Origin of the sequence: Verticiella alkaliphila (assembly GCF_018904615.1) — a bacterium.
Taxonomy (GTDB): domain Bacteria; phylum Pseudomonadota; class Gammaproteobacteria; order Burkholderiales; family Burkholderiaceae_B; genus Verticiella; species Verticiella alkaliphila.
The window spans coordinates 1-25,738 of sequence record NZ_JADCNH010000017.1; the positions used below are offsets into that span (position 1 = coordinate 1).

General features: G+C 67.3%; 24 protein-coding genes, 1 tRNA gene and 2 pseudogenes. 18 read left to right on the forward strand and 9 right to left on the reverse strand.

Features of this window, described 5'->3' with window-relative positions:
* Window positions 1–157 precede the first annotated feature (157 nt).
* Window positions 158–988, reverse strand: a pseudogene (locus IMZ29_RS12315) (lysophospholipid acyltransferase family protein); the annotation flags it as partial.
* Window positions 989–1,196: 208 nt separating this feature from the next.
* Here IMZ29_RS12315 and metK point away from each other — a divergent pair.
* On the forward strand, window positions 1,197–2,363 hold the full coding sequence (metK, locus tag IMZ29_RS12320) for a methionine adenosyltransferase (RefSeq protein ID WP_216184197.1): 1,167 nt from the start codon (window positions 1,197–1,199) through the stop codon (window positions 2,361–2,363).
* A gap of 106 nt (window positions 2,364–2,469) precedes the next feature.
* On the opposite strand, the gene IMZ29_RS12325 is transcribed toward metK, so the two are convergent.
* From IMZ29_RS12325 to IMZ29_RS12340, 4 genes are all read right to left on the reverse strand, one after another.
* The gene (locus tag IMZ29_RS12325; protein WP_216184200.1) at window positions 2,470–3,426 is read right to left on the reverse strand and encodes a Bug family tripartite tricarboxylate transporter substrate binding protein; all 957 of its coding nucleotides are present in this window, start codon (window positions 3,424–3,426) and stop codon (window positions 2,470–2,472) included.
* 131 nt (window positions 3,427–3,557) lie between these two features.
* Entirely contained in the window at window positions 3,558–5,513 is a 1,956-nt protein-coding gene (locus IMZ29_RS12330) for a gamma-glutamyltransferase family protein (protein WP_216184202.1), read from the reverse strand.
* Window positions 5,514–5,630: 117 nt separating this feature from the next.
* On the reverse strand, window positions 5,631–5,834 hold the full coding sequence (locus IMZ29_RS12335) for a hypothetical protein (RefSeq protein WP_216184205.1): 204 nt from the start codon (window positions 5,832–5,834) through the stop codon (window positions 5,631–5,633).
* Between the two features lie 12 nt (window positions 5,835–5,846).
* The gene (locus tag IMZ29_RS12340) at window positions 5,847–6,062 is read right to left on the reverse strand and encodes a SlyX family protein (RefSeq protein ID WP_216184208.1); all 216 of its coding nucleotides are present in this window, start codon (window positions 6,060–6,062) and stop codon (window positions 5,847–5,849) included.
* Between the two features lie 228 nt (window positions 6,063–6,290).
* Between IMZ29_RS12340 and IMZ29_RS12345 the strand changes: the two genes are divergently transcribed.
* The 7 genes from IMZ29_RS12345 to IMZ29_RS12375 all read left to right on the forward strand — a co-directional run bounded on the left by IMZ29_RS12345 (window position 6,291) and on the right by IMZ29_RS12375 (window position 12,091).
* Entirely contained in the window at window positions 6,291–7,289 is a 999-nt protein-coding gene (locus tag IMZ29_RS12345) for a sulfate ABC transporter substrate-binding protein (RefSeq protein WP_371820251.1), read from the forward strand.
* Entirely contained in the window at window positions 7,286–8,170 is an 885-nt protein-coding gene (gene cysT, locus IMZ29_RS12350; RefSeq protein WP_216184211.1) for a sulfate ABC transporter permease subunit CysT, read from the forward strand. Before IMZ29_RS12345 ends, cysT begins: the two co-directional genes overlap by 4 nt.
* Before the next feature lie 163 nt (window positions 8,171–8,333).
* On the forward strand, window positions 8,334–9,257 hold the full coding sequence (cysW, locus tag IMZ29_RS12355; RefSeq protein ID WP_216184212.1) for a sulfate ABC transporter permease subunit CysW: 924 nt from the start codon (window positions 8,334–8,336) through the stop codon (window positions 9,255–9,257).
* 43 nt (window positions 9,258–9,300) lie between these two features.
* Entirely contained in the window at window positions 9,301–10,365 is a 1,065-nt protein-coding gene (locus IMZ29_RS12360; protein ID WP_216184215.1) for a sulfate/molybdate ABC transporter ATP-binding protein, read from the forward strand.
* A 47-nt stretch (window positions 10,366–10,412) separates the two neighbouring features.
* A complete protein-coding gene (locus IMZ29_RS12365; protein WP_253207082.1) occupies window positions 10,413–10,634 on the forward strand; it encodes a DUF1289 domain-containing protein in 222 nt (73 codons plus the stop codon).
* 87 nt (window positions 10,635–10,721) lie between these two features.
* Complete coding sequence (locus IMZ29_RS12370) at window positions 10,722–11,450, forward strand: SDR family oxidoreductase (RefSeq protein WP_216184220.1); 729 nt, start codon at window positions 10,722–10,724, stop codon at window positions 11,448–11,450.
* A 29-nt stretch (window positions 11,451–11,479) separates the two neighbouring features.
* Window positions 11,480–12,091 (forward strand): 2-hydroxychromene-2-carboxylate isomerase, encoded by a 612-nt coding sequence (locus IMZ29_RS12375; RefSeq protein ID WP_216184223.1) that lies wholly within the window; start codon window positions 11,480–11,482, stop codon window positions 12,089–12,091.
* Between the two features lie 25 nt (window positions 12,092–12,116).
* On the opposite strand, the pseudogene IMZ29_RS12380 reads toward IMZ29_RS12375, so the two are convergent.
* Window positions 12,117–12,892, reverse strand: a pseudogene (locus tag IMZ29_RS12380) (maleate cis-trans isomerase family protein).
* Window positions 12,893–13,069: 177 nt separating this feature from the next.
* Here IMZ29_RS12380 and IMZ29_RS12385 point away from each other — a divergent pair.
* The 9 genes from IMZ29_RS12385 (at window position 13,070) to IMZ29_RS12425 (ending at window position 21,571) form a co-directional block, all read left to right on the forward strand.
* Entirely contained in the window at window positions 13,070–13,783 is a 714-nt protein-coding gene (locus tag IMZ29_RS12385; protein ID WP_216184227.1) for a GntR family transcriptional regulator, read from the forward strand.
* A 243-nt stretch (window positions 13,784–14,026) separates the two neighbouring features.
* A complete protein-coding gene (locus IMZ29_RS12390; RefSeq protein WP_216184230.1) occupies window positions 14,027–15,025 on the forward strand; it encodes an ABC transporter substrate-binding protein in 999 nt (332 codons plus the stop codon).
* Window positions 15,026–15,039: 14 nt separating this feature from the next.
* Complete coding sequence (locus IMZ29_RS12395; RefSeq protein ID WP_216184233.1) at window positions 15,040–15,861, forward strand: ABC transporter permease; 822 nt, start codon at window positions 15,040–15,042, stop codon at window positions 15,859–15,861.
* 4 nt (window positions 15,862–15,865) lie between these two features.
* The gene (locus tag IMZ29_RS12400) at window positions 15,866–16,645 is read left to right on the forward strand and encodes an ABC transporter ATP-binding protein (protein ID WP_216184236.1); all 780 of its coding nucleotides are present in this window, start codon (window positions 15,866–15,868) and stop codon (window positions 16,643–16,645) included.
* Window positions 16,646–16,648: 3 nt separating this feature from the next.
* Complete coding sequence (locus IMZ29_RS12405; protein WP_216184239.1) at window positions 16,649–17,650, forward strand: NAD-dependent epimerase/dehydratase family protein; 1,002 nt, start codon at window positions 16,649–16,651, stop codon at window positions 17,648–17,650.
* Complete coding sequence (locus tag IMZ29_RS12410; protein ID WP_253207083.1) at window positions 17,647–18,459, forward strand: SDR family NAD(P)-dependent oxidoreductase; 813 nt, start codon at window positions 17,647–17,649, stop codon at window positions 18,457–18,459. The genes IMZ29_RS12405 and IMZ29_RS12410 overlap by 4 nt, the downstream gene beginning before the upstream one ends.
* Before the next feature lie 33 nt (window positions 18,460–18,492).
* Window positions 18,493–19,920, forward strand: a complete 1,428-nt coding sequence (gene hydA, locus IMZ29_RS12415; protein WP_216184404.1) for a dihydropyrimidinase — start codon at window positions 18,493–18,495, stop codon at window positions 19,918–19,920.
* Window positions 19,921–19,958: 38 nt separating this feature from the next.
* Window positions 19,959–20,702, forward strand: a complete 744-nt coding sequence (locus tag IMZ29_RS12420) for an aspartate/glutamate racemase family protein (protein WP_216184242.1) — start codon at window positions 19,959–19,961, stop codon at window positions 20,700–20,702.
* 74 nt (window positions 20,703–20,776) lie between these two features.
* The gene (locus IMZ29_RS12425; RefSeq protein ID WP_216184245.1) at window positions 20,777–21,571 is read left to right on the forward strand and encodes a phosphodiester glycosidase family protein; all 795 of its coding nucleotides are present in this window, start codon (window positions 20,777–20,779) and stop codon (window positions 21,569–21,571) included.
* A 20-nt stretch (window positions 21,572–21,591) separates the two neighbouring features.
* Here the strand turns inward: IMZ29_RS12425 and IMZ29_RS12430 are convergent, their stop codons facing one another.
* The 3 genes from IMZ29_RS12430 to IMZ29_RS12440 all read right to left on the reverse strand — a co-directional run bounded on the left by IMZ29_RS12430 (window position 21,592) and on the right by IMZ29_RS12440 (window position 25,555).
* The gene (locus IMZ29_RS12430) at window positions 21,592–23,607 is read right to left on the reverse strand and encodes an acetoacetate--CoA ligase (RefSeq protein WP_216184248.1); all 2,016 of its coding nucleotides are present in this window, start codon (window positions 23,605–23,607) and stop codon (window positions 21,592–21,594) included.
* Window positions 23,608–23,755: 148 nt separating this feature from the next.
* A complete protein-coding gene (ygiD, locus tag IMZ29_RS12435) occupies window positions 23,756–24,592 on the reverse strand; it encodes a 4,5-DOPA-extradiol-dioxygenase (protein ID WP_253207086.1) in 837 nt (278 codons plus the stop codon).
* Between the two features lie 108 nt (window positions 24,593–24,700).
* Window positions 24,701–25,555, reverse strand: coding sequence for a 23S rRNA (adenine(2030)-N(6))-methyltransferase RlmJ (locus tag IMZ29_RS12440; RefSeq protein ID WP_216184251.1), 855 nt, complete (start codon window positions 25,553–25,555; stop codon window positions 24,701–24,703).
* 94 nt (window positions 25,556–25,649) lie between these two features.
* On the opposite strand from IMZ29_RS12440, the gene IMZ29_RS12445 reads away from it, so the two are divergent.
* Window positions 25,650–25,725 (forward strand) — tRNA-Arg (locus IMZ29_RS12445).
* Window positions 25,726–25,738 lie beyond the last annotated feature (13 nt).

Sequence of the window (25,738 nt, forward strand, 5' to 3'; positions counted from 1 at the left end):
CCCCCGGCGAGCGCCGGGCGAGCCAGGCGAACCCGCGCGAGACCCAGCCCGCGGCGCCCTCGGGGTGGACGGTGGCGGTGCCGTCGTGACGATCACCGGTCATCGGCGAGCCTCCGACGGGGCGCCAGGCGAAGGACGCGCACGCGGCGATGCGCGCTCACGGTTGCTTGTACCGGTTGTAGCTCCAGAGATACTGCTCGGGGCATAGACGGATGCGTTCTTCCATGGCGGTATTGATCCACGCGGCTTGCGCGGCGGGTGAGTCGGGGACGGGGCCGTCGATGACGCGCAGGTGCACGCGCCAGCCTTGTCCGCGCGGCAGGCGCTCGCACGCCGCGCCGATGACGGTGGCGCCGGTCTGCGCGGCGAGGCGCGCCGGCAGGGTCATGGTGTAGGCCTCGCGGCCGAAGAAGGGTGCCCACGCGCCTTCGCCGTTGCCAGGCACCTGGTCGGGCAGCATGCCGACCTGGCCGCCATCGCGCAGGGCGCGCAGCAGTTGGCGCACGCCCCCCATGGTGGTGGGCGCCGTGGCCACGCCCGAGCGCGCGCGCGCCTCCTCGACCAGCGGCACGAGGGCGGCCTGGCGCGGCGGGCGAAAGAGCACGGTGATCGGCCCACGGCGCGCGGCATACCGCGCCGAGATCTCGAAGCCGCCCAGGTGCGGTGTCAGAAAGAGCACGGGGCGCCTGGCTGCGAGCGCGGCGTCGAGCACGGCGACGTCATCGCACACGACCCGCGCAAGCGCGTCATCGGTACGGAACCAGACCCAGGCGAGTTCGAGCATGGCCGCCCCGGATTGCGCCGCGGCCTCGCGGGCGAAACGGGCGTCCGGGTAGCCCGCCTGTGCCGCGTGCGCCCGCAGCCGCTCGCGATAGCGACCAGGCAGCGCATAGACCAGGCGGCCCAGTCCGCGGCCCAGCGCGTGCAACAGGCGCAGGGGCAGGCAGGCAAGGAAGCGATAGAAGAAAACCAGCATGAAACGTGCGGTATTCCGGCATGAGCGAACCGGGAATTTTCGCCTAAAATGAAAGCGGCCGCCGAGTTAACGACAACTTGCGGGGCGGCCGTGGCAGGTTTCCTGCCGGTGTATGCATCCGCTAAAGCGTCGCTGCCTGGTCGAGGTCCGGAACTCAGCACTGATCTGGATACGGCGTGCAACGCGCTTTCCACTTCTTTGCAAGGATTATCGCGTGGCCATGAACAACGATTTCCTCTTCACATCGGAATCCGTCTCGGAAGGGCACCCCGACAAGGTCGCCGATCAGATCTCCGATTCCATTCTTGACGCCATCTTCACGCAGGATCCGAACGCCCGCGTGGCAGCCGAGACCCTGTGCAACACCGGCCTGGTCGTGCTGGCCGGGGAAATCACCACGACGGCCAATGTCGACTACATCAAGGTCGCGCGCGACACCATTCAGCGCATCGGCTATGACAACACCGACTATGGCATCGACTACAAGGGTTGCGCCGTGCTCGTCGCGTACGACAAGCAATCGCCGGACATCGCCCAGGGCGTGGATCGCAGCTCCGAGGATTACCTGAACCAGGGCGCGGGCGACCAGGGCCTCATGTTCGGCTATGCGTGCGACGAGACGCCGGATCTCATGCCCGCCCCGATCTGGTATGCCCACCGCCTGGTGCAGCGCCAGAGCGAACTGCGCCGCGACGGCCGCCTGCCGTGGCTGCGCCCGGATGCCAAGTCCCAGGTCACCTTCCGCTACGTGGATGGCAAGCCGGCCGAAGTCGACACGGTCGTGCTCTCCACCCAGCACCATCCGGAGATCAGCCAGGAAGAGATCCGCGAAGCGGTGATCGAAGAGATCATCAAGAAGAGTTTCCCGGACGGCCTGCTCACGGCCAAGACGCGCTACATGGTCAACCCGACTGGGCGCTTCGTGATCGGCGGCCCGCAAGGCGACGCCGGCCTCACCGGCCGCAAGATCATCGTCGACACCTATGGCGGCGCATGCCCGCACGGCGGTGGCGCCTTCTCCGGCAAGGATCCGTCCAAGGTGGACCGATCCGCCGCCTACGCCGCGCGCTACGTCGCCAAGAACGTCGTGGCCGCAGGCCTCGCGCGTCAATGCCAGGTGCAGGTGAGCTACGCCATCGGCGTGGCCGAGCCCATCAACATCACCGTCTACACCGAAGGCACCGGCGTCATCCCGGACGACCAGATCGCCAAGCTCGTGCGCGAGCACTTCGATCTGCGCCCGAAGGGCATCGTGATGATGCTCGACCTGCTGCGCCCCATCTACACCAAGACGGCCGCCTACGGCCACTTCGGCCGCTCCGAGCCCGAGTTCACGTGGGAAGCCACGGATCGCGCCGAAGCGCTGCGCAAGAGCGCGGGCCTCTGATCCTGCGCGGCCCCGGCGTCGATGCCGGGGCCGATGTGCATTGCCGGATGGGATCGGGCTTGCCCCGATCCGTCCCTGCGCGGCCAGGCCAAGGCCCGGCATGTCGCTATCCCATCGTCAGCCCGGTCGCCTTGACCACGGCGGCGAAGCGTTCTGCTTCTACCTTCAGGAATGCCGCGAATTCGGCGCGATCACTGCCCACCGGCCGCAGCCCTTCGTGGCTGAGTTGCTGGCGCAGCCGCTCGGAACCTGCTGCCTCGCGGGCCGCGCCTTCGAGCTTGGCCAGGGTGTCGGCGGGCATGTCGGCCGGGCCAAGCAGGCCATACCAGCTGCTGAAGTCGAATCCCGGGATCACGTCGGCCACGGGCGCCACCGTCGGGTACTCCGCGACTCGATCGCGGGTCGTGACCGCAATCGCCTTCACCTGCCCGGCCGCGAGGAACGCGCGTGCCGTGGCCAGGTTCGACACCATGAGATCGATCTGGCCGCCGAGCAGATCCTGCATCGCCGGTGAGGCGCCCTTGTAAGGGACGTTGATCATCGTGAGGCCAGTCTGGTGTTGCAGCATGGCGCCCGCCAGTTGGCTGGCGCTGCCCAGTCCCGGGATGCCGACACTGAGTTCACGCTTTTCGCGCTTCACGTAGTCGATCAGCTCGGGCAGGGACGAGACAGGCACCTGTTTGCCGGCGATCAGCAGCAGAGGCGAGGTGGCCACGAGACTGATGGGCGTGAAGTCCGCCATCGGGTCGAAGGGCAACTGCATCATCGACGCGTTGATGGCGTGGCTCGTATAGGCAAGCAGCAGCGTGCTCGCATCGCCGCGCGCCGCTGCCACAGCGCTTGCGGCGATGTTGCCCGCCGCGCCGGGCCGGTTCTCCACCACGACCGTCGAGGCCAAGGGCTTTTCCATGGCCACGGCCAGGCTGCGCGCGACGAGGTCTGTGCCCCCACCTGGCGTGGCACCGACGAGCAGCCGCGTGGTGCGGGATTGGGCCCAGGCAGGCAGGGCGGTGGCAGCGGCGGCCGCAGCCATTGCGGTGAGCCATTGACGGCGGTTCATCATGCGGGTCTCCTCGTTGTTGTCGTCGTCGAGTCTAGGAGCCCGCCAGGGTCTCGAGAAAGCGAGATTCCTTGACGGCTGTCGTCAGGAATATTGATGCCCGGCGCGCCACGGCACGCCGGGCATCGCGGCCATCAGCGCAGGGCGTCGCCCAGCACAATGCCTTCACGGCGCGGATCCGCCCCGCCTTCGAGCTGCCATTGGCCATTGACAGCCTTGCGCACGATGGTGCCAATGCCGCTCGACTGCGCGTTCACCGACACGGTGTGGCCCAGGGCCCGCAGGCCTTGCACCAGCGGGTCGTTGGCGCCGCCGTTGGCCGCGTCGATGTTCGGATGCTCGCCGCCCACCGTGGTGGTCGGGCTGTTGGCGGCGCCGAAATCCACGAGCGAGGTCGCCTGTTGGGCATCCAGGCCCCAATCCAGGACGCCGACCACGGTCTTCACGACGTACTGGATGATCGTGCCGCCGCCGGGCGAGCCCGTGGCCATCACGAACTCACCGCGGGCCCCGTCCGGCGTGGCACGGAAGATGAGCGTGGGTGCCATGGAGCTGCGCGGGCGCTTGCCGGGGGCCACGCGGTTGGCCACGGGTACGCCGGCGGCGTCGCGCGGCTGCGCGGAGAAGTCCGTGAGCTGGTTGTTGAGGATGAAACCCTGGGTGACGTGGTACGACCCCAGCCCGCCTTCGACGGTGGTGGTCATGGCCACGGCGTTGCCCGCGCGATCCACGATGCTGAAGTGCGTGGTGCCGCGTTCGGGCGTGCGATCGATGCCGAGCGGCACGTCGCCCAGATTGCCGGCCTGGGCGGTGCCCATGCTGCGGTTCACGTCGATCAGTGCTGCCCGGCTCGCCAGGTAGGGGCGATTGAGCATCGTGTTCCAGGTGCCGCCCGGCAGCGGGATGAAGTCCGTATCCGCGATGTACTTGTCACGGTCGGCATAGGCCAGGCGTTCGGCTTCGCTCACCAGATGCACGCCCGTCACCGTGGGCTTGCCACCGTCGCGGTCGATGGCGGTAGGACGGTGCGCGGCGAGATCGAAGTTCTCCAGGATGCCGAGCGCAGAGGCCACGGCGATGCCGCCGGAGGAGGGCGGGGGCATGCCGCAGACCCAGTAGGCGCGGTAGGGCGTGCACACGGCCTCGCGGCGCTTGGCCTCGTAGCCGGCCAGATCGTCCAGCGTCGTCAGGCCGGGTGTCATCGGCGAGCCGTCCGCGCTCGTGCTCATGCGGATCTTGTCGACGATGCCCTGGGCGATGGTGCCGGTGTAGAAGGCGTCGGCCCCATCGTTGGCGATGCGTTGCAGCACGCTCGCGTAATCCGGGTTCTGGAACCGGCTGCCGAGCGCGCGGCCCGTGCCGTCCGCATTCAGATAGAGGGCGGCGGCATCCGGGTCGCGGGCAAGGTTGCTCGCGCCGCCCGCCAGTGCATCGGCCATGCGCCCGCTGATCGGAAAGCCGTCACGCGCGAGCGTGATGCCGGCGTCGAAGAGACCGTTCCAGGCCAGCTTGCCATGATCGCCATGCGCGAGCTCGAGCATGCGCACCACGCCGGGCGTGCCGATCGAACGGCCGCTGCCGCGTGCATTGGGCAGCGGCGCGGTGCGTTGCTCGTCGCTGATCCAGCGCAGGTAGTCTGCCGTGGCCGCGGCGGGCGCGGTTTCGCGTCCGTCATAGGCCACCACTTCACGCGTGGCCGCGTCGTAGTGCAGCATGAAGGCACCGCCGCCCAGGCCGCTCGATTGCGGCTCGACCAGGCCCAGCACGGCCTGCACGGCCACGGCGGCATCCACCGCGCTGCCGCCAGCCTTGAGCACGTCGCATCCGGCGCGCGTGGCCAGGGGATTGGCCGCCACCACCATGTACGAGCGCGTCTGCACGGCCTCCTTGCCCAGCCGGTAGCCCGAGGCGGGCTCGGGCGCCGCGGGATCGCCGGGCAGGCCCGAGCCAACGACCACGGAGCCGCCCGAGGCCACGACTTCGCACGCGTTATCGGCGATCGGCGTATGCGTATCGTCGCCGCCGCCGCAGGCGGACAGCACCACGAGGGCCGCAGGGGCGGCTAACCACCAGGATGGACGCAGGGACATACAGGCTCTCCTTGGCCGTCGCGCGGACGGCAATGCTACGAATCAGGGAGGAAGCAGTATGTCGCGGCTTGCCGCCAAATGCCGCGTTTTGTCAGACTTTATTGCAGTTTCGTGACGTCAGTCGTTGAGCGCCTGCCGCGCCGCTTCCTCAGGCGTCAGGCCCTCATAGAAGAGATCGGTGAACCATTCGGCGTTCTCTTCGATCTGCTCCTGCGCCTCTTCGCGGCTGGCGCCGGCGGCGACGAAGATCTCCTCGACCTGCGTGCACCACGCGATCAAGGCTTCGGTTTCGGGATCGAGGGCTTCGGGTTTCTTGGCCATGGTGGGCTCACTCTAGTAATGCGGGGGGATCTGTTCGCGCAGGCTCGCCTGGCGGGAAGGGTCGACATCGGAAACCTGGTCGCGCAGGGACGCGAGCTCACGTGCCAGCTGCTCGATCTGGCGCTGCTGGCGAAAGATCGTCTGGTTCAGTTGCTCCAGCAGGTCATCGGCGAAGCTGGCCTTGATCTCCAGCTCGGTGAGTCGGCGTTCGAGGGCGTCAGGGGTCATGGGGTCTCGCTAGGGACGGCGTACGGCGCAGAGTGTACGGGCTTTTCGAGGCGCCGCCGGTGCGCCGGCGGATGCGTTGCGCCACCGCCATATGACAAGAGGAAATAAAGAACCAGCCAAACCGTCGTTCCCTCCATACCCGCCGCGCGTCACCATCACGCCTCGAATCCCTTCTCTGCAACAAGGAGTCCGGCAGTGAGCTTGTCCCAAACCCTTCGCCTGGCCGCCATCGCCGCCACCCTCGGCCTCGCGTCCATCGCCGCTGCCGTTCCCGCCCACGCTGCCCAGTCCCAGACGCTGCTCAACGTGTCTTATGACCCGACCCGCGAGCTGTATCGCGAGATCGACGACGCCTTCATCAAGCTCTATGAGCAGAAGGTTGGCACCACGCTCACCATTCGCCAGTCCCACGGCGGCTCCGGCCGCCAGGCGCGCTCGGTGATCGACGGCCTGGATGCCGACGTCGTCACCCTGGCACTGGCCTACGACATCGACGCCATCGCCGACCGCAAGCTGCTGCCCGAAGATTGGCAGGCGCGCCTGCCCAAGAACAGCTCGCCCTACACCTCGACGATCGTGTTCCTGGTCAGGAAGGGCAACCCCAAGGGCCTGAAGGACTGGGACGATCTGGTGAAGTCGGGCGTCTCGATCATCACGCCCAATCCGAAGACCTCGGGGGGCGCGCGCTGGAACTACCTCGCCGCCTGGGCGTATGCGGAGAAGAAGTTCGGTGGCGATGAGGCCAAGACCCGCGAGTTCGTGGGCCAGCTCCTGCGCAACGTGGCTGTGCTCGACACCGGCGCCCGTGGCTCGACGACGACCTTCGTCGAACGCGGCCAGGGAGACGTGCTGCTCGCCTGGGAGAACGAGGCCTTCCTCGCGTTGAAGGAACTGGGTCCGGACAAGTTCGAGATTGTGGTGCCGTCCATCAGCATCCTCGCAGAGCCCCCCGTGGCCGTGGTGGACCGTGTCGTGGATCGCAAGGGTACGCGCGAGGCCGCTCAAGCCTACCTCGAGTTCCTGTACACCCCTGAGGCGCAGGAGATCATCGCGAGCAACTACTACCGTCCGACGGACGAGGGCGTGGCTGCGAAATACGCCGACCAGTTCCCGAAGGTTGATCTCGTGACGATCGATGGTGCCTTTGGTGGCTGGCGCAAGGCCCAGGAGACCCACTTCGCGGATGGTGGCACCTTCGACCAGGTCTACACCCCGGGTCGTCGATGAGCGCCGTCGTCTCTGCGTCCATGGCCCCGTCGCCGCCACGGCGGCGGGGCAGCCGTGCGGGCGTGCTGCCCGGGTTCGGCCTGTCCATGGGCTTCACCCTGCTGTATCTCAGCCTGCTGGTGCTGATCCCGCTGGCCACGCTGCCCATCAAGGCCGCCGAACTGAGCCTGGCGGACTTCTGGGCGGTCGTCACCGAGCCGCGCGTGGTCGCCTCCTACAAGCTCACCTTCGGCGCGGCGTTGTTCGCGGCAGTGGTCAACGTGGTGTTCGGCCTGATCGTGGCCTGGTGCCTCGTGCGTTACCGATTCCCCGGCAAGCGGCTGGTCGATGCCCTCGTGGACTTGCCGTTCGCTTTGCCCACGGCGGTGGCCGGCATCGCACTCACTGCGCTTTATGCCAACAATGGGTGGCTGGGGCAGCCGCTGGAGAACTGGTTCGGCTGGAAGATCGCCTACACGCCGGTGGGCATCGTCATCGCCCTCATCTTCATCAGCCTGCCGTTCGTGGTGCGCACCGTGCAGCCCGTGCTCGAAGACATCGAGCGCGAGACCGAGGAGGCTGCGGCCAGCCTGGGGGCAAGCCGTTGGCAGGCATTCCAGCGCGTGCTGCTGCCCACCCTGATGCCTGCGCTGCTCACGGGCTTTGCCCTCGCCTTCGCTCGCGCTTTGGGCGAGTACGGCGCGGTCGTCTTCATCGCCGGGAACATGCCAATGATCTCCGAGATCACGCCGCTGCTCATCATCTCCAAGCTCGAGCAGTTCGACTATGCCGGTGCGGCCGCCATCGCGACCGTGATGCTGGCCTTCTCGTTCGTGCTGCTGCTCATCATCAATGGCCTGCAGTTCTGGCAGGCCCGTCGCGGTGCAGGGAGGCAGCCATGAGCGCCGCCGCCCGGCCGCCCGAAGGCGGCGCGATGCCTCCCTCGGGGAGGATGTCGCGTAGCGACAGGAGGGCAGTCGGCGTTCGCGCCGCCGCCCGGCCGCCCGAAGGCGGCGCCATGCCTCCCTCGGGGAGGATGTCGCGTAGCGACAGGAGGGTCACCCTATGAGCGGAATAAGCGATTCACGCGCACCGCTGTCCCCGGTGCTCGAGGAACCCCGCTGGGTGCGATGGGCGCTGCTCACCGTTGCCCTCGTCTTCCTGGGCATCTTCCTCTTCCTGCCGCTGTTGGTGGTGTTCATCGAGGCCTTCAAGCGCGGTTGGGAGGTTTACCTCCAGGCCATCGTCGATCCGGACGCCTTGTCGGCCATCCGCCTGACCTTGATCGTCGCGGCCATCAGTCTGCCGATCAACCTCGCCGTGGGGGTGGCGGCGGCCTGGGCCATCACCCGCTTCACGTTCCGCGGCAAGCAGGCGCTCATCACCCTGATCGACCTGCCGTTCTCGGTGTCGCCGGTCGTGGCAGGCCTGGTCTTCATCCTGCTCTTCGGCTCGCAAGGCTGGTTCGGCCCCTGGCTGCAGGACAACGACCTGCGCATCGTCTACGCAGTGCCCGGCGTGGTGCTGGCTACCCTGTTCGTCACCTTCCCCTTCATCGCGCGCGAGCTCATCCCGCTCATGCAGGCGCAGGGGGCGGACGAGGAGCTCGCAGCGCTCACCCTGGGCGCCAGTGGCTGGCAGCTGTTTCGCCGGGTGACCCTGCCCAACATCAAGTGGGGCCTGCTCTACGGCGCCATCCTGGCCAACGCTCGCGCCATGGGCGAGTTCGGGGCGGTGTCCGTGGTGTCCGGGCAGGTGCGTGGTCTGACCAACACCATGACCCTGCATGTGGAGATTCTCTACAATGAGTACATGTTCGCCGCCTCGTTTGCCGTCGCCTCGCTGCTCGCGTTGCTGGCACTGTTGACCCTGGGGCTGAAGTCGTGGGTGGAGTGGCGTCACGCCCGGCTGATGTCCGGCGCGCGTCACGCGCCTGAAGAGACGCACACGCCCGCCGTCATCCCTGTCTCCGCGGCTGCGGCCCCCTGATCGTTGCGCGGGCGCGCCAAGCGCGCCCGCCAGAGGAGTTCCCATGAGTATCGAAGTCTCCGGCCTGTCCAAACAATTCGGCAACTTCCGCGCGCTGGACAACATCTCGCTGCACATCGAGACCGGCGAGCTGGTGGCATTGCTCGGCCCCTCGGGCTGCGGCAAGACGACCTTGCTGCGCATCATCGCCGGCCTGGAAACGCCAGATGCCGGCCGGGTGTGGTTTGCGGGCGAGGATGCCACCGACGTCAACGTGCGCGAACGCCAGGTCGGGTTCGTGTTCCAGCACTACGCGCTCTTTCGTCACATGACGATCTTCGAGAACGTGGCCTTCGGCCTGCGCGTGAAGCCCCGGTCACAGCGCCCGTCCGAAGCCGCCATCAAGAAGAAGGTCACGGATCTGCTCAAGCTCGTGCAGCTCGACTGGCTGGCCGATCGCTATCCGGCCCAGCTCTCCGGTGGCCAGCGTCAGCGCATCGCGCTCGCGCGGGCGCTGGCAGTCGAGCCCAAGGTATTGCTGCTCGACGAGCCCTTCGGCGCGCTGGACGCCAAAGTGCGCAAGGAGCTGCGCCGCTGGTTGCGTCGCCTGCATGACGAGCTCAACGTCGCGAGCGTCTTCGTCACCCACGATCAGGAAGAAGCCTTGGAAGTGGCCGATCGGGTCGTGCTGATGAACGCCGGCCACATCGAGCAGGTGGGCACGCCGCGCGAGGTCTGGGAAAGCCCTGCGTCGCCCTTCGTGTACGGCTTTCTGGGCGGGGTCAACCAGTTCCGTGGCGAGGCGCGCGACGGCGTTATGCGTCTGGACGGCATCGAACTCGCCGCGCCGGACCTCGGCGCGCACGCGCAACCGGCCGTGGCCTACGTGCGTCCGCACGAGCTCGACGTGTCGCCCTGGCAGGAAGGTGGCGAGGGCTTTGCGGTGCGCCTGAACCATGCCTGGCTGGCCGGCCCGAGTGCGTATCTCGAGCTGATGCGCGACGGCAGCACAGATCCGATCGAAGCCGAGATCCCGGAGGCGCAGTTCCACGCGCTGGGCCTGAAAGAGGGCGATCGTCTGCTGGCACGGCCGCGTCGCGGTCGCGTCTTCGCCGCCCAGGCTGCCTGAAGGGGCAATGCCCGGGCGGGCCGCGGCCCGGTGGTATGCTGCGCCGCATGACTTCCCCTGATGACGCCGCCGCGGCCAAGCCCGTGGCGGTTTTCCGCAATACCGATTCTCCCTGCGTGGCCGTGTGTTCCACCCTCTTTGACGAGGTCTGCCGCGGCTGCGGCCGTACGGCGGCCGAAGTGGCCAACTGGGTCTTTCTGTCCGACGACGAGAAGCGCGTCGTCTGGCAGCGCATCACGGCCCAGGGTTACCCGAGGCGCAAGGGGTAGGGCAAACACGCGCTGGCTCAGGGCCGGCGTCTCCGCTAGTATGTGTAGCTACACGTATTGGGGCGAAGGCCTCGGCAGGAGACTCGCATGGACCAGCGCAAGGCCATTCTCGTGATTGGCGCCGGCGACGCCACGGGTGGCGCCATCGCCCGGCGCTTTGCCCGCGAGGGCTACATCGCTTGTGTCACCCGGCGGCATGCGGACAAGCTCGCGCCCCTCGTGGAAGACATCGAGGCTGCCGGCGGGGTGGCCCATGCCTTCGGCAGCGATGCCCGGCAGGAAGAGGCCATGGTCGAGCTCGTGCAGCGCATCGAGCGCGACATCGCCCCGATCGAGGTGGCCGTCTTCAACATCGGCGCCAACGTGCGCTTCGGCATCACCGAGACCACGGCGCGCGTCTACACCAAGGTGTGGGAGATGGCGTGCTTCGCGGGTTTCCTGATGGGCCGTGAGGCCGCCCGGGTGATGCTGCCGCGCGGGCGGGGCACCATTCTTTTCACGGGCGCCACCGCCAGCCTGCGCGGACGCGAGGGCTTTGCCGCCTTTGCCGGCGCCAAGCACGCGCTGCGGGCACTGGCGCAGAGCATGGCGCGAGAGCTCGGCCCGCAGGGCATCCACGTCGCGCATCCCATCATCGACGGTGCGATCGACACCGAATTCATCCGCACGCAATTCCCCGAGCGCTATGCCCTGAAGGATCAGGACGGCATCGTCGATCCGCAGAGCATCGCCGAGGTCTACTGGCAACTGCACTGCCAGCCGCGCAATGCCTGGACGCACGAGATGGAGTTGCGTCCCTGGATGGAGTCTTGGTGATCTCTCAACCGCCACCTGCTGGAGTCATGATGTCCCCCACCGTCCAGTTCCTCTTCGACGTCGGTAGCCCCAACGCCTATCTTGCCCATCAAGTCATCCCGGCCATCGAGGCCCGTACGGGCGTGACCGTCGAGTACGTGCCGATCCTGCTGGGCGGCCTCTTCAAGCTCACCAACAACCGCTCTCCCATGGAGGCCTTCGCGGGTGTCGCCAACAAGCTCGAGTATGAGCGCCTGGAGCGTGAGCGCTTCGTTCGTCAACACGGCCTGCAGCGGTTTCGCGACAATCCGCACTTCCCGGTCAACACGCTCCTCGTGATGCGGGGCGCCGTGGCCGCGCGCCAGGCCGGCGTCCTCGCCCCCTACGTCGATGCCGTCTACGCCGGCATGTGGGAGCAAGGGCGCGACATGGCGGATCCGGCCGTCGCGGGCGAGGTCCTGCAAACGGCCGGGCTCGACGCACAGGCGCTGCTCGCCGCCACCCAGACGCCCGAGGTCAAGGCCGAGCTCCTTGCCAACACGCAGCGGGCCTTCGAGCGCGGCGCGTTCGGCTCGCCCACGTTCTTCGTGGGCGACGAGATCTACTTCGGCAAGGACAAGCTGCGCGACGTCGAAGCGGCGCTCGGCCGGGCAGCCGGCTGAGCGGCGCTTCGCCTGGATGGCACGGTCAGTGGGCAGGGTCGGCGGTCGGATGAGCCTGCGCGACGTGTGGGGGGAGGGCGAAGAGGCCGCCCCAACGCCTTTGCATGCTGGCTGTCTCTACGCCGGCCAGTCTCAACGCTTTCCACACGACCGTTGACACACTGTCGAACACCGGCACGCCGTATTGCGCTTCGAGCTCCACGGCGAGGTGTGCGGCGCGCACGTTGGTGCACAGAATCGTCAGGGCCTCGGGCTGCGCACTGACTGGCCCAGCCATGAGGCGTTCGGCCATATCGCGAATCTGCGCGGCCGTGACTTCGCAGAACGAGAAATTGTCCTGGATGCCCAGGTGGGCCTCGACGCAGCTGACGCCAGTGTTCGCGTAGTTGGCGACGATGGCGTTCTGAACATCTGTCCGATAGGGCGTGATGAGCCCGAGCCGAGAGACGCCGCAGGCGCGCAAGGCTTCGTTGAGTGCGAGCACAGAGGTGCAGGCCTGGGCCTGGGTCTGGGCCTCGATCGAGGCGCAAAGCGCCTCATCGGTATGGAACCCGAGCCACGATGCCGAGGTGCCGCTCCAGCCGATCACCTGGCAATGGGCATCGTCCAGCAGGTGGCCGCGGCCAGGATGCCGCTCGGGTCGAACTGACCGAGCGCCGTGGACGAGAGCGTGATCTCCTTGACCCGAAAGCGGCTGAAGTGCGCGCTCACGTCGGGCAGCGCCTCGACCATGGCGGAGGTGACGGGCTCGAGCGTGGTGTTGGAGGAGGGCGTGAGCATGCCCAGGCGCAGACGCGACATAACATTCCATCGAATGGCGCACGACGAGGACATCGCAATGCGCCTGAAGGGCGGCTGCGGTGTCAGTCAGCCCTTGTGCAATAGGCTGCTCGTTTGTATACAATATCATGATGCACCCGCCGCCGTTGCGGGTTTTCACGGTGGTCCGCCGCCGGTCGTCGTCTACCTCGCTGATCCATGCCCGCTGCCGTCAAGTCCCGCCCGCCCGCTACGCTTCCCAAGCGCGATGACATCCACGAGCGCATCTACCGGGCGATCTCCGAACATCGGTTGCGTCCGGGCACCAAGCTGCCTGAGGAGCGTCTGGCCGAGCTCTTCGAGGTCAGTCGAACGCAGGTGCGGGGCGCCTTGCAGCGTCTGGCCATCGAGCAGCTCGTCACGCTCGTGCCCAATCGCGGCGCCTTCGTGGCCACCCCGACCGCCGAGGAGGCCAGGGACGTGCTCGCCGTGCGCCGCACGCTGGAGCCCTCGGTGGTGCAGCGGCTGATCGAACGCATGGGAGAGGGTGCGGCGCCAGATGCCGTGGCGCGTTTGCGCGAGCTCATCGCACGCGAGCGTGACGCCCGTGCGCAGGGCGACCGTCCAGGTGCCATCCGCCTGTCGGGCGAGTTTCATGTGCTGCTGGCTGAGTTGTCCGGCAGCAGCATTCTGTCGCGCATGATGCGCGAGCTGACACCGCTCACGTGCCTGGCGATCCTCACATTTGATGCGCCGCTCGCCTCGGCCTGCCCGAACGACGATCATGCCGCGCTCGTGTCGGCCATCGAAGCCGGCGACCTGCCGGGCGCCCTGGCGGTCATGGCGCATCATCTGCACCATATCGAAAGTGCGCTCCGGTTGGATCGTCAGAGCGAGGTCGAGGTGGATCTGGCAGAAGTCCTGTTCGGTTAACGGCTTCCAGGCGCGCGCAGCGCGTGCATGTGCGCACTATCCTGAATCACCGATGCTCCGTATTAATGCATACAAAGAAATATGACTATGTATGCAAAACAGATTATTCCTTCTCTTGGTGGTTGCTGAGAGGATCGTAGACAAAAATTTGCCGAAGTGCATGCAAGTTGGCATGATGCGTGCATGAACCTGGTTCGGTAGCGACCCGTGTGGGTCGTTCCACTCACCGAACCGAGGTCTGTCATGCGTCGCTCCCTCCTGAAGCTGTCCCTGGCCGTCGCGGCCATCCTGCCCTTCACGGCCACCGCTGCCGAGGACGCCATCAAGCTTGGCTACGCCAAGTGCGCGCACTGCACGCCCCTGAGCCTGACGCCCGAGTACGCCGACGGCGTCAAGCTCGAAGCCATCTCGTTCAATACCGGCAATGACGCCATGACCGCGTTGCTGTCCAAGAGCGTGGACGTGGCCCAGCTCACCTACCTCCATTACGCGACGGCCCTGGACAAGGGATTCGACGTGGTGGCGATCTCGGGGCAGATCAATGGCGGCTCGCAGATCCTGGTGGGCAACAATCTTCCCATCCAGGAGAACGACTGGGACAGCCTGAAGGCCGTGATTGCCGACTACAAGGCCCAGGGCAAGCCCTTCCGGGTGGCGGCATCGCGCGGCAATGCCCAGGACATCCACATGCGTGGCGCCTTCGCGCGTCAAGGCATCGACGTCAACAAGGACGTGCAGTTCATCAACATCCCGAACCCATCGGATCACGTGCAGGCCTTGCGCCGCGGCGAAGTTGAGCTCATCACGTCGGTGGACCCCTTTGCCACCCAGATCCGCCAGGTCGAGGCCGCCAAGTTCTTCGCCTTTCCGTATGACCAGGCTGCGGGCAAGCTCACCAACCTGATCATCACGCGCTCGGACGTCATCAAGAACAAGCCGAAGGCCGTGGAACAGACCGTTCGCGCCATCGTTGCCGTCAATGAGAAGATGGCCGAAGACAAGCCGCTCTTCGTCCAGACCATTCACAAGATCACCGGGTTGGACGAGAAGATTGCCGCCGGTGCGGTCGAGAACCTCTATCCCGACCACCAGATGCACCGCGAATCTGCGCTGGCCATCGGCAAGATGATGCGCGAGCTCAACTACATCAGCAAGGACGTGAGCGAGGCCATCGACAAGAACATGGATTACCAGTTCCTGGAGGCCGCCACCGGCAAACCCAAGGCTGAACTCGGCTATTGATGAGGCGAACGACCATGTCATCTTCGCTCGCAAGGCGCACCTATCAACGCATCGATCGGGGCATCGTCCCGGTCCTCATCCTGGTGGGCTGGGAGCTCTTTTCTCGCTCCGGCGTGTTGCCGCCCGCGTTGCTGCCCGCGCCCTCGCAGGTGATGCTGGCATGGGCCGACTGGGTCTTCGGCCTGGACGGCAATACGCAGAACTACAGCGGTCAATGGATCCACGACGTGACCGCCAGTGCGGGACGGGTGTTCGCGGGCTTTGGGATCGCCACGGCACTGGGCATTTTCCTCGGCATGTCGATCGGCTGGTCGCGCAAGGTCGAGAAGCTGATTGAACCCACGCTGCAGGTGCTGCGGCCGGTGCCGCCCGTGTCCTGGATCCCGCTGGCCATCATCTGGTTCGGCATCGCCGACAAGCCCGCCATCTTCCTGGTGTTTCTCGGTTCGTTCTTTCCCGTGCTGCTCTCGACGATCCACGGCGTGAAAACGTGCGACCGCAACCTGCTGCGCGCAGGCGCCATGACCGGGGGCACCCCGCGCATGCTGCTCGCGCACATCGTGTTTCCGGCGGCCTTGCCCAGCATCTTTTCGGGGCTGCGCATTGCCATCGGTTCGGCCTGGATGCTCACCGTCACAGCCGAGATGGTTGCCGTCAAGAGTGGCGTGGGTTACGTGCTGTGGGATTCCTACTACTTCCTGCGCTATGACATCGTGATCGCCTCGATGGTGAGTATCGGACTGCTCGGGTTCCTCAGCGACTTCGCGATCAAGCACCTCGCCGCGCACGTGCTGCGCTGGCAGCGCGGTTCCACACTTCAGGCCAAGGAAGGTTGACGCCATGTCTCTCATCACCGTCAGCAACGTCTCGCGTCTGTTCGAGGATGCCAAGCGCGGCAAGCCCGTCGTGGCGCTCGAAGACGTCAACATCGAGGTTGCGCGCAACGAGTTCCTGTGCCTGCTCGGGCCGAGCGGGTGTGGCAAGTCGACGCTGCTCAACATGATCGCGGGGTTCGATCACCCGAGCAGCGGCACGGTGTGCGTCGGCGGTCACGATGTCCAGGCGCCCGGGGCGGACCGCGGCGTCGTCTTTCAGCAGGCCAACCTGATGCCGTGGCTGCCCGTCTGGGAGAACGTGGCCTTTCACCTGAAGATGCGCGGTGCGCCACGCAAGGATCGTCGCGAACGCGCGCAGCGCTTCATCGACATGGTCGGGCTCACGGGTTTCGAGAACCATTTCCCAAGCGAGCTCTCCGGTGGCATGAACCAGCGCGTGGGCATCGCGCGCGCATTGCTCATGAACCCGGAAGTCATCCTCATGGACGAGCCTTTCGGCGCGCTCGACGAGCAGACCAAGATGGACATGCACGCCGAGCTGATCCGCATCTGGCGCGAGAGCCGCAGCACGATCGTCTTCGTCACGCACGGTATCGATGAAGCGCTGGCCCTGGGCACGCACGTGGCCGTGATGTCGGCACGCCCAGGACGCATCCGCGAACTGCTGCCCATCGATCTGGACCGTCCGCGCGATCCCACCTCACCGCGCTTCAACGACTACAAGCGACATATCCTGTCTCTGCTTCGGCCCGAGGCCGCCAACCCGATGGCACAGGCGGCCTGAGCCATGGCGAGCACCTTCATCACCGGCATGGGCGGGTTCGTGGGCTTGGCCCTGGCCGAGCATCTGCTGCGCCGGGGCGAGACCGTGATCGGACTCGATGTGCGCGCGTTGCCCGAGGCCGCACAGCAGGCATTCGCATCGCTGCCCGGCAAGCTCGTCTTCGAGCCGGGCGACGTATGCGACCTGGTGAGCCTGCAGGATGTCCTCGCGCGTCATCGGCCGACGCGGCTCGTCTCGCTCGCTGCGATCACGGCGGGGCAGACCCGCGAGCGCAGCGCGCCCGGCAGCATTGCGCACGTCAACGTGGCAGGGGCCTGGAACGTGGTGGCGGCCGCGGCTGCGTGTGGCGTCCCGCGTGTCGTGCACGCCAGTTCCGGTTCGGTCTACGGGCATAGCGGGCGGGGCACGGCGCTGCTGGACGAGGCGACGACGCCGCTTGCGCCCGAGGCGCTCTACGGCATCAGCAAGCTCGCCGCCGAGGCCGGCGCGCAGCGCCTGGCAGAACTCCATGGTCTGGATCTGGTGGTGGCCCGACTCGGCACCTGCTTCGGTCCGTGGGAAGCCGAGACGGGCGTGCGCGACACCTTGAGCGCGCCCCTGCAGATTCTGCGCTGCGCCGAGCGCGGCGAGACGGCGGTGCTGCCGCGCGACAGTCTGCGGGATTGGCTGTACGTGCGTGACAACGCGGCCGGTATGGCCTGCCTGCTGGATGCGCCCCGCCTCACGCACCGCTGCTACAACATCGCGGCTGGCTTTCGCTGGGCGCTGTCGGATTGGTGCGCGATGCTCGTCATCCGGTATCCGGGCTTCGACTGGCGCGTGGCCAACGCCGACGAACCGGCCAACATCGATCTCTACGCGTCTTATGATCGTGCCGGCCTGTGCTGGCAGCGGCTGGCGCACGACACGGGCTTCGTCCCGCGCCACGATCTGTCGGCAGCTGCGCACGACTATCTGGCCTGGCGCGAAAGCCAGCCACCGCGTCACCGCCAGGAGGCATCATGACGAATCCGTTGCCGCAGGCCGCGCGCCGTCTGCAGGACAAGGTGTGCATCGTGACAGGCGCCGCATCGGGCATTGGCCGCAGCATTGCGCGCCTGTTCGCTGCCCATGGCGCCCACGTCGTCGTGGCGGATGTGACCACCGACGTCATCGAGGGCGGGCCATCGACCGTCGAGTGCATCGAACGGGACGGGCATGCCGCGCGTTACATGCGCACCGACGTGTCGGATGACGCGCAGGTCCAGGCCATGGTGGCAGACACCGTGGCGCGCTTTGGCCGGCTCGACGTCATCGTCAACAACGCCTGCGTGCGTCATGCGCGCCCGTTGCTGGAACTCGACGAGGCCGAGTGGCAGCGTGTGCTCGACGTGAATCTGGGTGGCGTGTATCGATGCTGTCGGGCCGCCGTGCGCCAGATGCTTGCCCAGCCCGCTGACGCCGGGTTCGAGACGCACGGCGTGCGCGGACGTATCGTCAATCTGTCGTCCCAGCACGGGATGATCGCGGCGCCCGGGGATCTCGCGTATGGCGTGAGCAAAGCCGGTGTCGACTACCTGACGCGCCAGGTGGCCACCGACTATGCCGCCCACGGCATCGTCTGCAACGCCGTCGCGCCCGGCAAGATCCAGACGGGGGCGGGCGGCCGGGCCGTCGACCCTGGCGTGCTGGATCGTGCGACGCGCCGCACGCCCTGGCCGCGCCTGGGTCATCCCGATGACGTCGCGGCTGCCGCGGTGTTCCTCGCCAGTGGCGAGGCCACCTTCATCACCGGCGCCACGCTGATGGTCGACGGTGGCTGGATGGCGGCCTGAGCCATGCCTGATTCCCTTTCCAAGCGACACGCCATGCCTGAACACTTCTTCGATCTCGTCGTGCGCAACGCGCGCGTGGTCACAGCGGCCGACGTCTTCTCCTGCGACATCGGCATCCGCGACGGGCGCATCGCGGCGCTGGGCACGGACCTGCCGCCTGGCGCCCGGGACATCGACGCCGCGGGGCGGTACGTGACCCCGGGCGGCGTGGACGCCCACTGCCATCTGGACCAGCCGCATGCCGCCCCTATCCGCATGGCCGACGACTTCGACACGGGCACCCGCTCGGCCGTGTGCGGCGGGACGACCACCGTAATCCCGTTTGCCGCACAGCAGAAGGGGCAGTCCCTGCGCGCGGCCGTCGACGACTATCACCGGCGTGCCGGTGACAAGGCCCACATCGATTACAGCTTTCATCTGATCGTGAGCGACCCGACGCCGACAGTGTTGCACGAGGAGCTGCCGGCCCTGATCGCCGAGGGCTACACATCGTTCAAGATCTACATGACCTACGACGATCTGAAGCTCGACGATGGACAGATCCTCGATGTGCTCGAGGTGGCCCGTCAGCGTGGCGCGATGGCCATGGTGCATGCCGAGAACGCCGACTGCATCGACTGGCTCACGCAACGGCTGGAGGCGGCGGGCCGCACGGCGCCGCGGTTCCATGCGCATGCGCGCCCGATGCTCGTCGAGCGCGAGGCCACGCATCGGGCCATCTCGCTGTCGCAGTTGGTCGACGTGCCCATCCTGATCGTCCATGTCTCCGGCAAGGATGCGGTCGAGCAGATCCGCTGGGCGCGCGGCCTGGGTCTGAAGATCTATGCCGAGACCTGCCCGCAGTACCTGTTTCTCACGGCCGAGGATCTTGGCACCGAGGGGGAGCACGCCTACCTGGGCGCCAAGTGCGTGTGCAGCCCGCCGCCGCGCGACAAGTCCAATCAGGATGTGATCTGGAACGGCTTGGCCGATGGCCTTTTCACGGTGTTCTCGTCCGATCACGCGCCTTACCGTTTCGAGGGCGAGGATGGCAAGCATCCGGGTGGCGAAGCCGTGGCGTTCCGGCACATTCCGAACGGCATTCCCGGTCTGGAGACCCGCATGCCGCTCTTGTGGTCCGAGGGCGTGCTGGCGGGCCGGCTCACGCCGCAGAAGTTCGTGGAGCTGACGGCAACCAACCCCGCGAAAGCCTATGGCCTGCATCCGCGCAAGGGCACAATCGCGGTGGGCTCGGATGCCGATCTGGTGATCTGGGACGAGCGCGAGCTGACACTCACCAACAGCCACCTGCACCACGCGGTGGACTACACGCCGTACGAAGGCATGCAGCTGTCGGCCTGGCCTGCGATCACCCTGGCGCGCGGTCGCGTTGCCTGGGATGCGGCGGGCTTTCATGCCTCGCCCGGTCGCGGCCAGTTCCTCACGTGCGGCGAACCCACGCTGGCGCCGCGTCGCGCCTGACCCCTTCGACTTCCCTCTGCTTTTTCGGACTTCTCCTCATGCGTTTGCTCGTCATCAACCCGAACATCTCCACCAGCGTGTCCGATCTCATCCACAAGGAAGCCCGGTTGAGCGCAGGCGCGGATGTGGATATCACCATGGTCACGGCACAGATGGGCGTGGCCTACATCGAGACACGCTTCGAGGCGCTGATCGGCGCCTATGCCACGGCACTGGCGGCCGCTGAGCATCATGCCGGTCACGATGCCATGATCGTGGCGGCGTTCGGTGATCCTGGGCTATCCGGCTTGCGCGAGGTGATGCCGGTGCCCGTGCTGGGGCTGACCGAATCCGCGCTGGCCTCCGCGTGTCTACTGGGTCATCGCTTCTCCATCGTCGCGATCTCGCAACGCATCCAGGCGTGGTACCGCGAGGTCGTCGAATCGCATGGCTTGCAGCATCGTCTGGCCAGCATTCGTGCGCTGGATCGGCCGCTCGCGTCGGTGGGATCCGTGCAGGAAGACCACGCGCAGGCCTTGCGTGATCTGTGCGAGCGTGTGGTCGAGGAGGATGGCGCCGAGGTCATCATCGTCGCGGGTGCGCCGCTCGCCGGCCTCGCGCGTGCGCTGCACGGCAGCCTGCCCGTGCCGGTCGTGGACGGGGTGTCGAGCGCCGTGCAGCACGCGATGGGGCTGGTGCGGCTGAACCCCGGCAAAGCCACGCGGGGCAGCTTCGCGCCGCCCCCGACGAAGCCGAACGCGGGCTTGCCGGATAGTCTCACCCGCCTGCTCGCCCAGGGCTGACGCCGTCCCGCTGTCAGCAGGCACTGGCCGGGCGTGCGCTATGCTTGCCTGAACCTCGCCTCATCGATAGCGTCATGTCTTCTCTCCTGCATTCCCGTGTGCGTGCGATCCGTGCTGCTCTGGCGTCTCTTTTTGCCGGCGTCGCCTGGGCGTCGCCGGCGGGTGCATCGACCGATCCCTGCCAGCCGCAGACGTTCGAAGGCCAGGGCATCGTCGTGTGCACGGTCAAGCCGGGCGAGACCGATCTGCGTCTCTTCTGGCAGGGTGCGGACGGCGAACCGTACCGACGGTTCTCGTCGCTGGCGAAGGCCGTGGCGGATGACGGCCGGTCGCTGCGGTTCGCGATCAACGCAGGCATGTACGCCAAGGATTTCTCGCCGATCGGCCTCTACGTGGAGGACGGCCAGCGCCTGAAGGCCGCCAATACCCAGACCATCGATGCCGAGCCTGCCAAGGTGCCGAACTTCTACAAGCAGCCCAACGGCGTGTTCTATCTCGATGATGCCGGGGCGGGGGTGGCGAGCACCACGGCGTTCCTGACGCAGCGGCGCGCGGTGCGCTTTGCGACGCAGTCCGGGCCCATGCTGGTGATCGACGGCGCGTTGCATCCGGCTTTTATCGCGGGCTCCACGGATCGCACGCGCCGCAGCGGCGTCGGGGTCTGCCGCGACGGCGTCGTGCAGTTCGCGATCAGCGAGGCGCCCATCAATTTCCACGACTTCGCGCGCCTGTTCCGCGACCATCTGCACTGCCCGAACGCACTGTTCCTCGATGGGGGGCGCGGCGCGGGGATCTATGCGCCCGCGCTGGGCCGCAACGACCGTTCATGGCACGGTGGCTTCGGCCCCATGCTGGGCGTGGTGCAGTAGCCGGCCAGCCGCTGGCGGCCTCAGACCGTGCGCGTCGCCACGTTGGGTTGCGCTTCGTTCTGTCGCGCACGTTCCACCGCAAAGCGCACGAACCAGTCCACGCTGTCCGGATTGGCAAGCGAATCCCGATTGGCCACCTTGACCAGCGGCTGCCCGAGCAGCAGCTTGCGGATGGGCAGCTCGAGCTTCTTGCCGGACAGCGTGCGCGGCACGGCGGCAATGGCGATGATGTCGTCCGGCAGGTAGCGCGCGGACAGCGCGGCCCGGATCGCATCGCGGATGCGGGCGCGCAAGGCCTCGTCCAGCGTATGGCCCTCACGCAGCACCACGAAGAGGGGCATGTAGGACGGGCGGCCCAGGTATTCCAGATCCACGACCAGGCTGTCGACAATCTCGGGCAAGGCTTCCACCACCCGATAGATCTCGCTCGTGCCCATGCGGATGCCCTGGCGGTTGATGGTGGTGTCCGAGCGCCCGTAGATGATCGCGCCACCGCGTGGCGTGATGCGCAGCCAGTCGCCGTGGCGCCAGACGCCGGGGTAGGTGTCGAAGTAGCTCTCGTGATAGCGGCTGCCGTCGGTGTCGCCCCACAGGTAGAGCGGCATGGACGGGATGGGCTCCACGCAGACCAGTTCCCCCACGTCATCCTGCACCGGGTGCCCCGCGTCGTCGTACGCGTGCACGGCCGCGCCCAGGCAGCGGCACTGCATCTCACCCAGGTACACGGGTCGCGTGATGTCACCTGCGAGAAAGGCGCCGGCGAAGTCCGTCCCGCCGGAGATGGGCGCGATCCAGACGGTCGGGCTCACCTGGGCGTGGATCCACTCGTAGGAGGCAGGCGCGAGCGGTGAACCGGTCGAGCCGACCGCACGCAGGCTCGAGAGATCCGCGATGCGCGCAGGTGCCACGCCCGCCTTCTCGCAGCTCGCATAGAACGCCGCCCCCGCACCGAAGAATGTGAGCTTCATCTCGCCCGCGAAGCGCCACAGGGCACCCCAATCCGGCCACGCGGGGCTGCCGTCGTACATGCACAGGGTGGCGCCCGCCAGCAGTGCGCCGATCTGGGTGTTCCACATGATCCAGCCGGTGCTCGAATACCAGTGAAAGCGGTCTGACGGCTTCAGGTCGTTGTGCATGAGCGTGAGCATGCCCATCACCAGCAGGATGCCGCCATGCCCATGCACGATGGGCTTGGGCATGCCGGTGGTGCCGGAGGAGTACACGATCCAGAGCGGGTGATCGAAATCCAGCCAGACCGGCGCCGCCTGCGCCTCACCCTGGATGGCGTCCTCCCAAAGCAAGGCATCCGGCAGGGCCCCGGCCTCGGGCAGGCAGTCCACGCCGATGACGTGCCGAATGCTGGGCAGGCCAGCACGCAGCGCAGCCACGGCATCCTGGCGCAGATGAGACTTGCCACCGTAGCGATAGCCGTTGCAGGCGATGAGCACCACGGGCTCGATCTGGCGAAAGCGGTCCAGCACGCTCGCGGGCCCCATGTCTGGCGAGCAGACTGACCAGACCGCGCCCACGCTCGCGCACGCCAGAAAGGCCACGATGCTCTCGGGCGCGTTGGGCAGGTAGGCGGCGACGCGGTCGCCTGGGCTCACCCCCAGCGCGCTCAGCCGGGCCGCCAATGCCGCGACGTGCTGCTGCAGATCGGTCCAGACCAGCTCAGCGCTTGTGCCGGTCTCGCTGCGATAGAGGATGGCTGGGTGGTGGGGCATGTCCTGCCCTTGGCGCAACACCGCGGCGGCGAGATTGACGCGGGTGCCGGGAAACCATCGCGCGCCCGGCATGCGGCGCTCGGTCAGCACCGTGGCAGGGGGCTGTGGGGCGGGCACGTCCAGGTAATCCCAGGCGGCTTGCCAGAACGCCTCGATCTCAGTGGTCGACCACGTCCAGAGCGCGTCGTAGTCGGCGAAGTCCAGGCCACGCGCTGTGGAAAGCCAGCGGCGAAAGGCCGTGAGGTTGGCACCGTCAATCTGGGCGGACGTGGGCGTCCAGACCACGGGCGGGGCGGCGTGCGGGTCAGGCATCGTGTCTCCTCGGGCAGGCGCTTGCCGCGCCAGGGTACGGGCTGTGGCGCCCGTTTCCCGACGATGATAGCCCGCGTGTCGGCCTGCGGACATCTTCCCGACGATGCCGGCGGCGAACCGGTGCGCTCGTCCGTCTGGCCCGGGACGCTCAGCCGGCAGCCGCCCGTGCCGCGGTCGTCGCCGCCGGATCCAGCCCGAAGCCCACGCTGCGCATGCTGAGCGAGCCCCACGTGATGCCATCGGTAGGAAAGCTCACCGCCTCGCCAGGCTCTGCCGCGCCCGCCGCATAGAGCAGCGGCAGGTAGTGTTCGTCCGAGGGCACGCTGAAGCTGGCCTGCGGCGCCAGGTTCTGCCAATCGGTGATGGCAGCGTGATCGCCCGCCTCGAGCGCGCGGGCCACGGCCGCGTCGAACTGCTCGGCCCAGGGGTAGGCCTGTGCATCGTCGCCCCGCCGGGCGGTACGCAGGTTGTGCACGATGTTGCCGAAGCCCACGATCAACACACCCTCGTCACGCAGTGGGCGCAGTTGCCGGGCGAGCGCGTAGTGCGCCGCTGCCGAGAGATCGACGTTCAGACTCAGTTGCACGACCGGAATGTCGGCGCCGGGATACACGTGCACCAGCACCGACCAGCTGCCGTGATCTAGCCCCCAGGCCTGGGTGTCCTGGATCACGGGCGTGGTGGGGGCGAGGAGTTCGGCCACGCGAGCGGCCAGTGCCGGGCTGCCCGGCGCCGGATACTGCACCTCGAAGAGCGCGCGCGGAAAGCCGCCGAAGTCATGGATCGTGCGCGGGCGCTCCATGGCGGTCACACCGACGCCGTGGGTTTCCCAATGCGCGGAGATGGCCAGGATCGCCTTCGGGCGCGGCAAGGCCTTGCCCAGCGCATGCCAGGCGCGGCTGTAGGGCGTGTCCTCGATCGCATTCATGGGCGAGCCATGGGCGAGAAAGAGGGTGGGCATGCGGGCAGAGGTGGCAGCGGCCATGGCGGTCTCGACGAAAGCAGGGATGCCTTCATGATGAGGCCGTCCGCCACAAAACACAGCCCCCGGTGGGGAAAGGCATCCTTTCCCGCGCGGGGGGGATCCGCGCCGTCAGCCTGCGTGGCGCAGCGTATAGGTGCCCGCGCCGTCGTTGCCGAGCGTCTTGGCGAGATAGGGCAGGGTGCGTGCAAGCTCGTCGCGCAACGTGTAGGGCGGGTTGATGATGAACATGCCGCTGCCATGCAGACCCACGCCGCTCGCGCTCGGGGCGGCGACGGTGAGCGTGGCGTGCACCCAACTCTTGACGGGCAGGCGTTCGAGCTTCTCCGCAAGCATCTGGGATTCGCGACGCTGCACCTGGGGATACCAGACGGCATAGCAGCCGGTGGCAAAGCGCTCCAGGCCTTCGCGAACCGTGATGAGGGCGCGACGATAGTCGTTCTTGTCCTCGTACGAAGGATCGATCAGCACGATGCCGCGCCGGGGCGGCGGCGGCAGCAACGCCTTCAAGCCCACGAAGCCGTCGGTCGCGTAGAGCATGAACTTGCGCGCATCGCCGCGTCCGCGCCGCTGCAGGTTCTGCTCGAGCACCACCACTTCCGTGGGATGCATCTCGAAGAGGCGCAGCTTGTCGCGCTCGCCAAGCAACTCGAACGCGATCCAGGGCGAGCCGGGGTAGCGTCCCAGGTTGCCGGACGGATTCATGGACTTGATGAGGGCCACGTAGTCCGCCAGCAGGGGCGGCAGATCCGTGGCCTCCCACAGCCGCTCGATACCGCCCGCGAATTCGGCCGTCTTGTTGGCCCAGGCGCTGCCCAGGTCGTACACGCCGGCACCGGCATGCGTGTCCAGGTACCAGAAGGGCGTGTCCTTTCGGCGCAGGTACTGGAGCAATTGCACGAGGATGCTGTGCTTGAGCACGTCGGCGTGGTTGCCGGCGTGAAAGGCGTGGCGATAACTGAACATGGCGGGCCGCGGGGTGACTGACCCGGCACTATACCGCGTGGGCCGCCCTGGCCGCCCTTGTTCGCGCGCGCCTTGCGCTAGAATGTCGGGCTATGCCCCGGTAGCTCAGTGGATAGAGCACCTTCCTCCTAAGAAGGGGGTCACACGTTCGATTCGTGTCCGGGGCGCCAGCGGCAGCGCCTT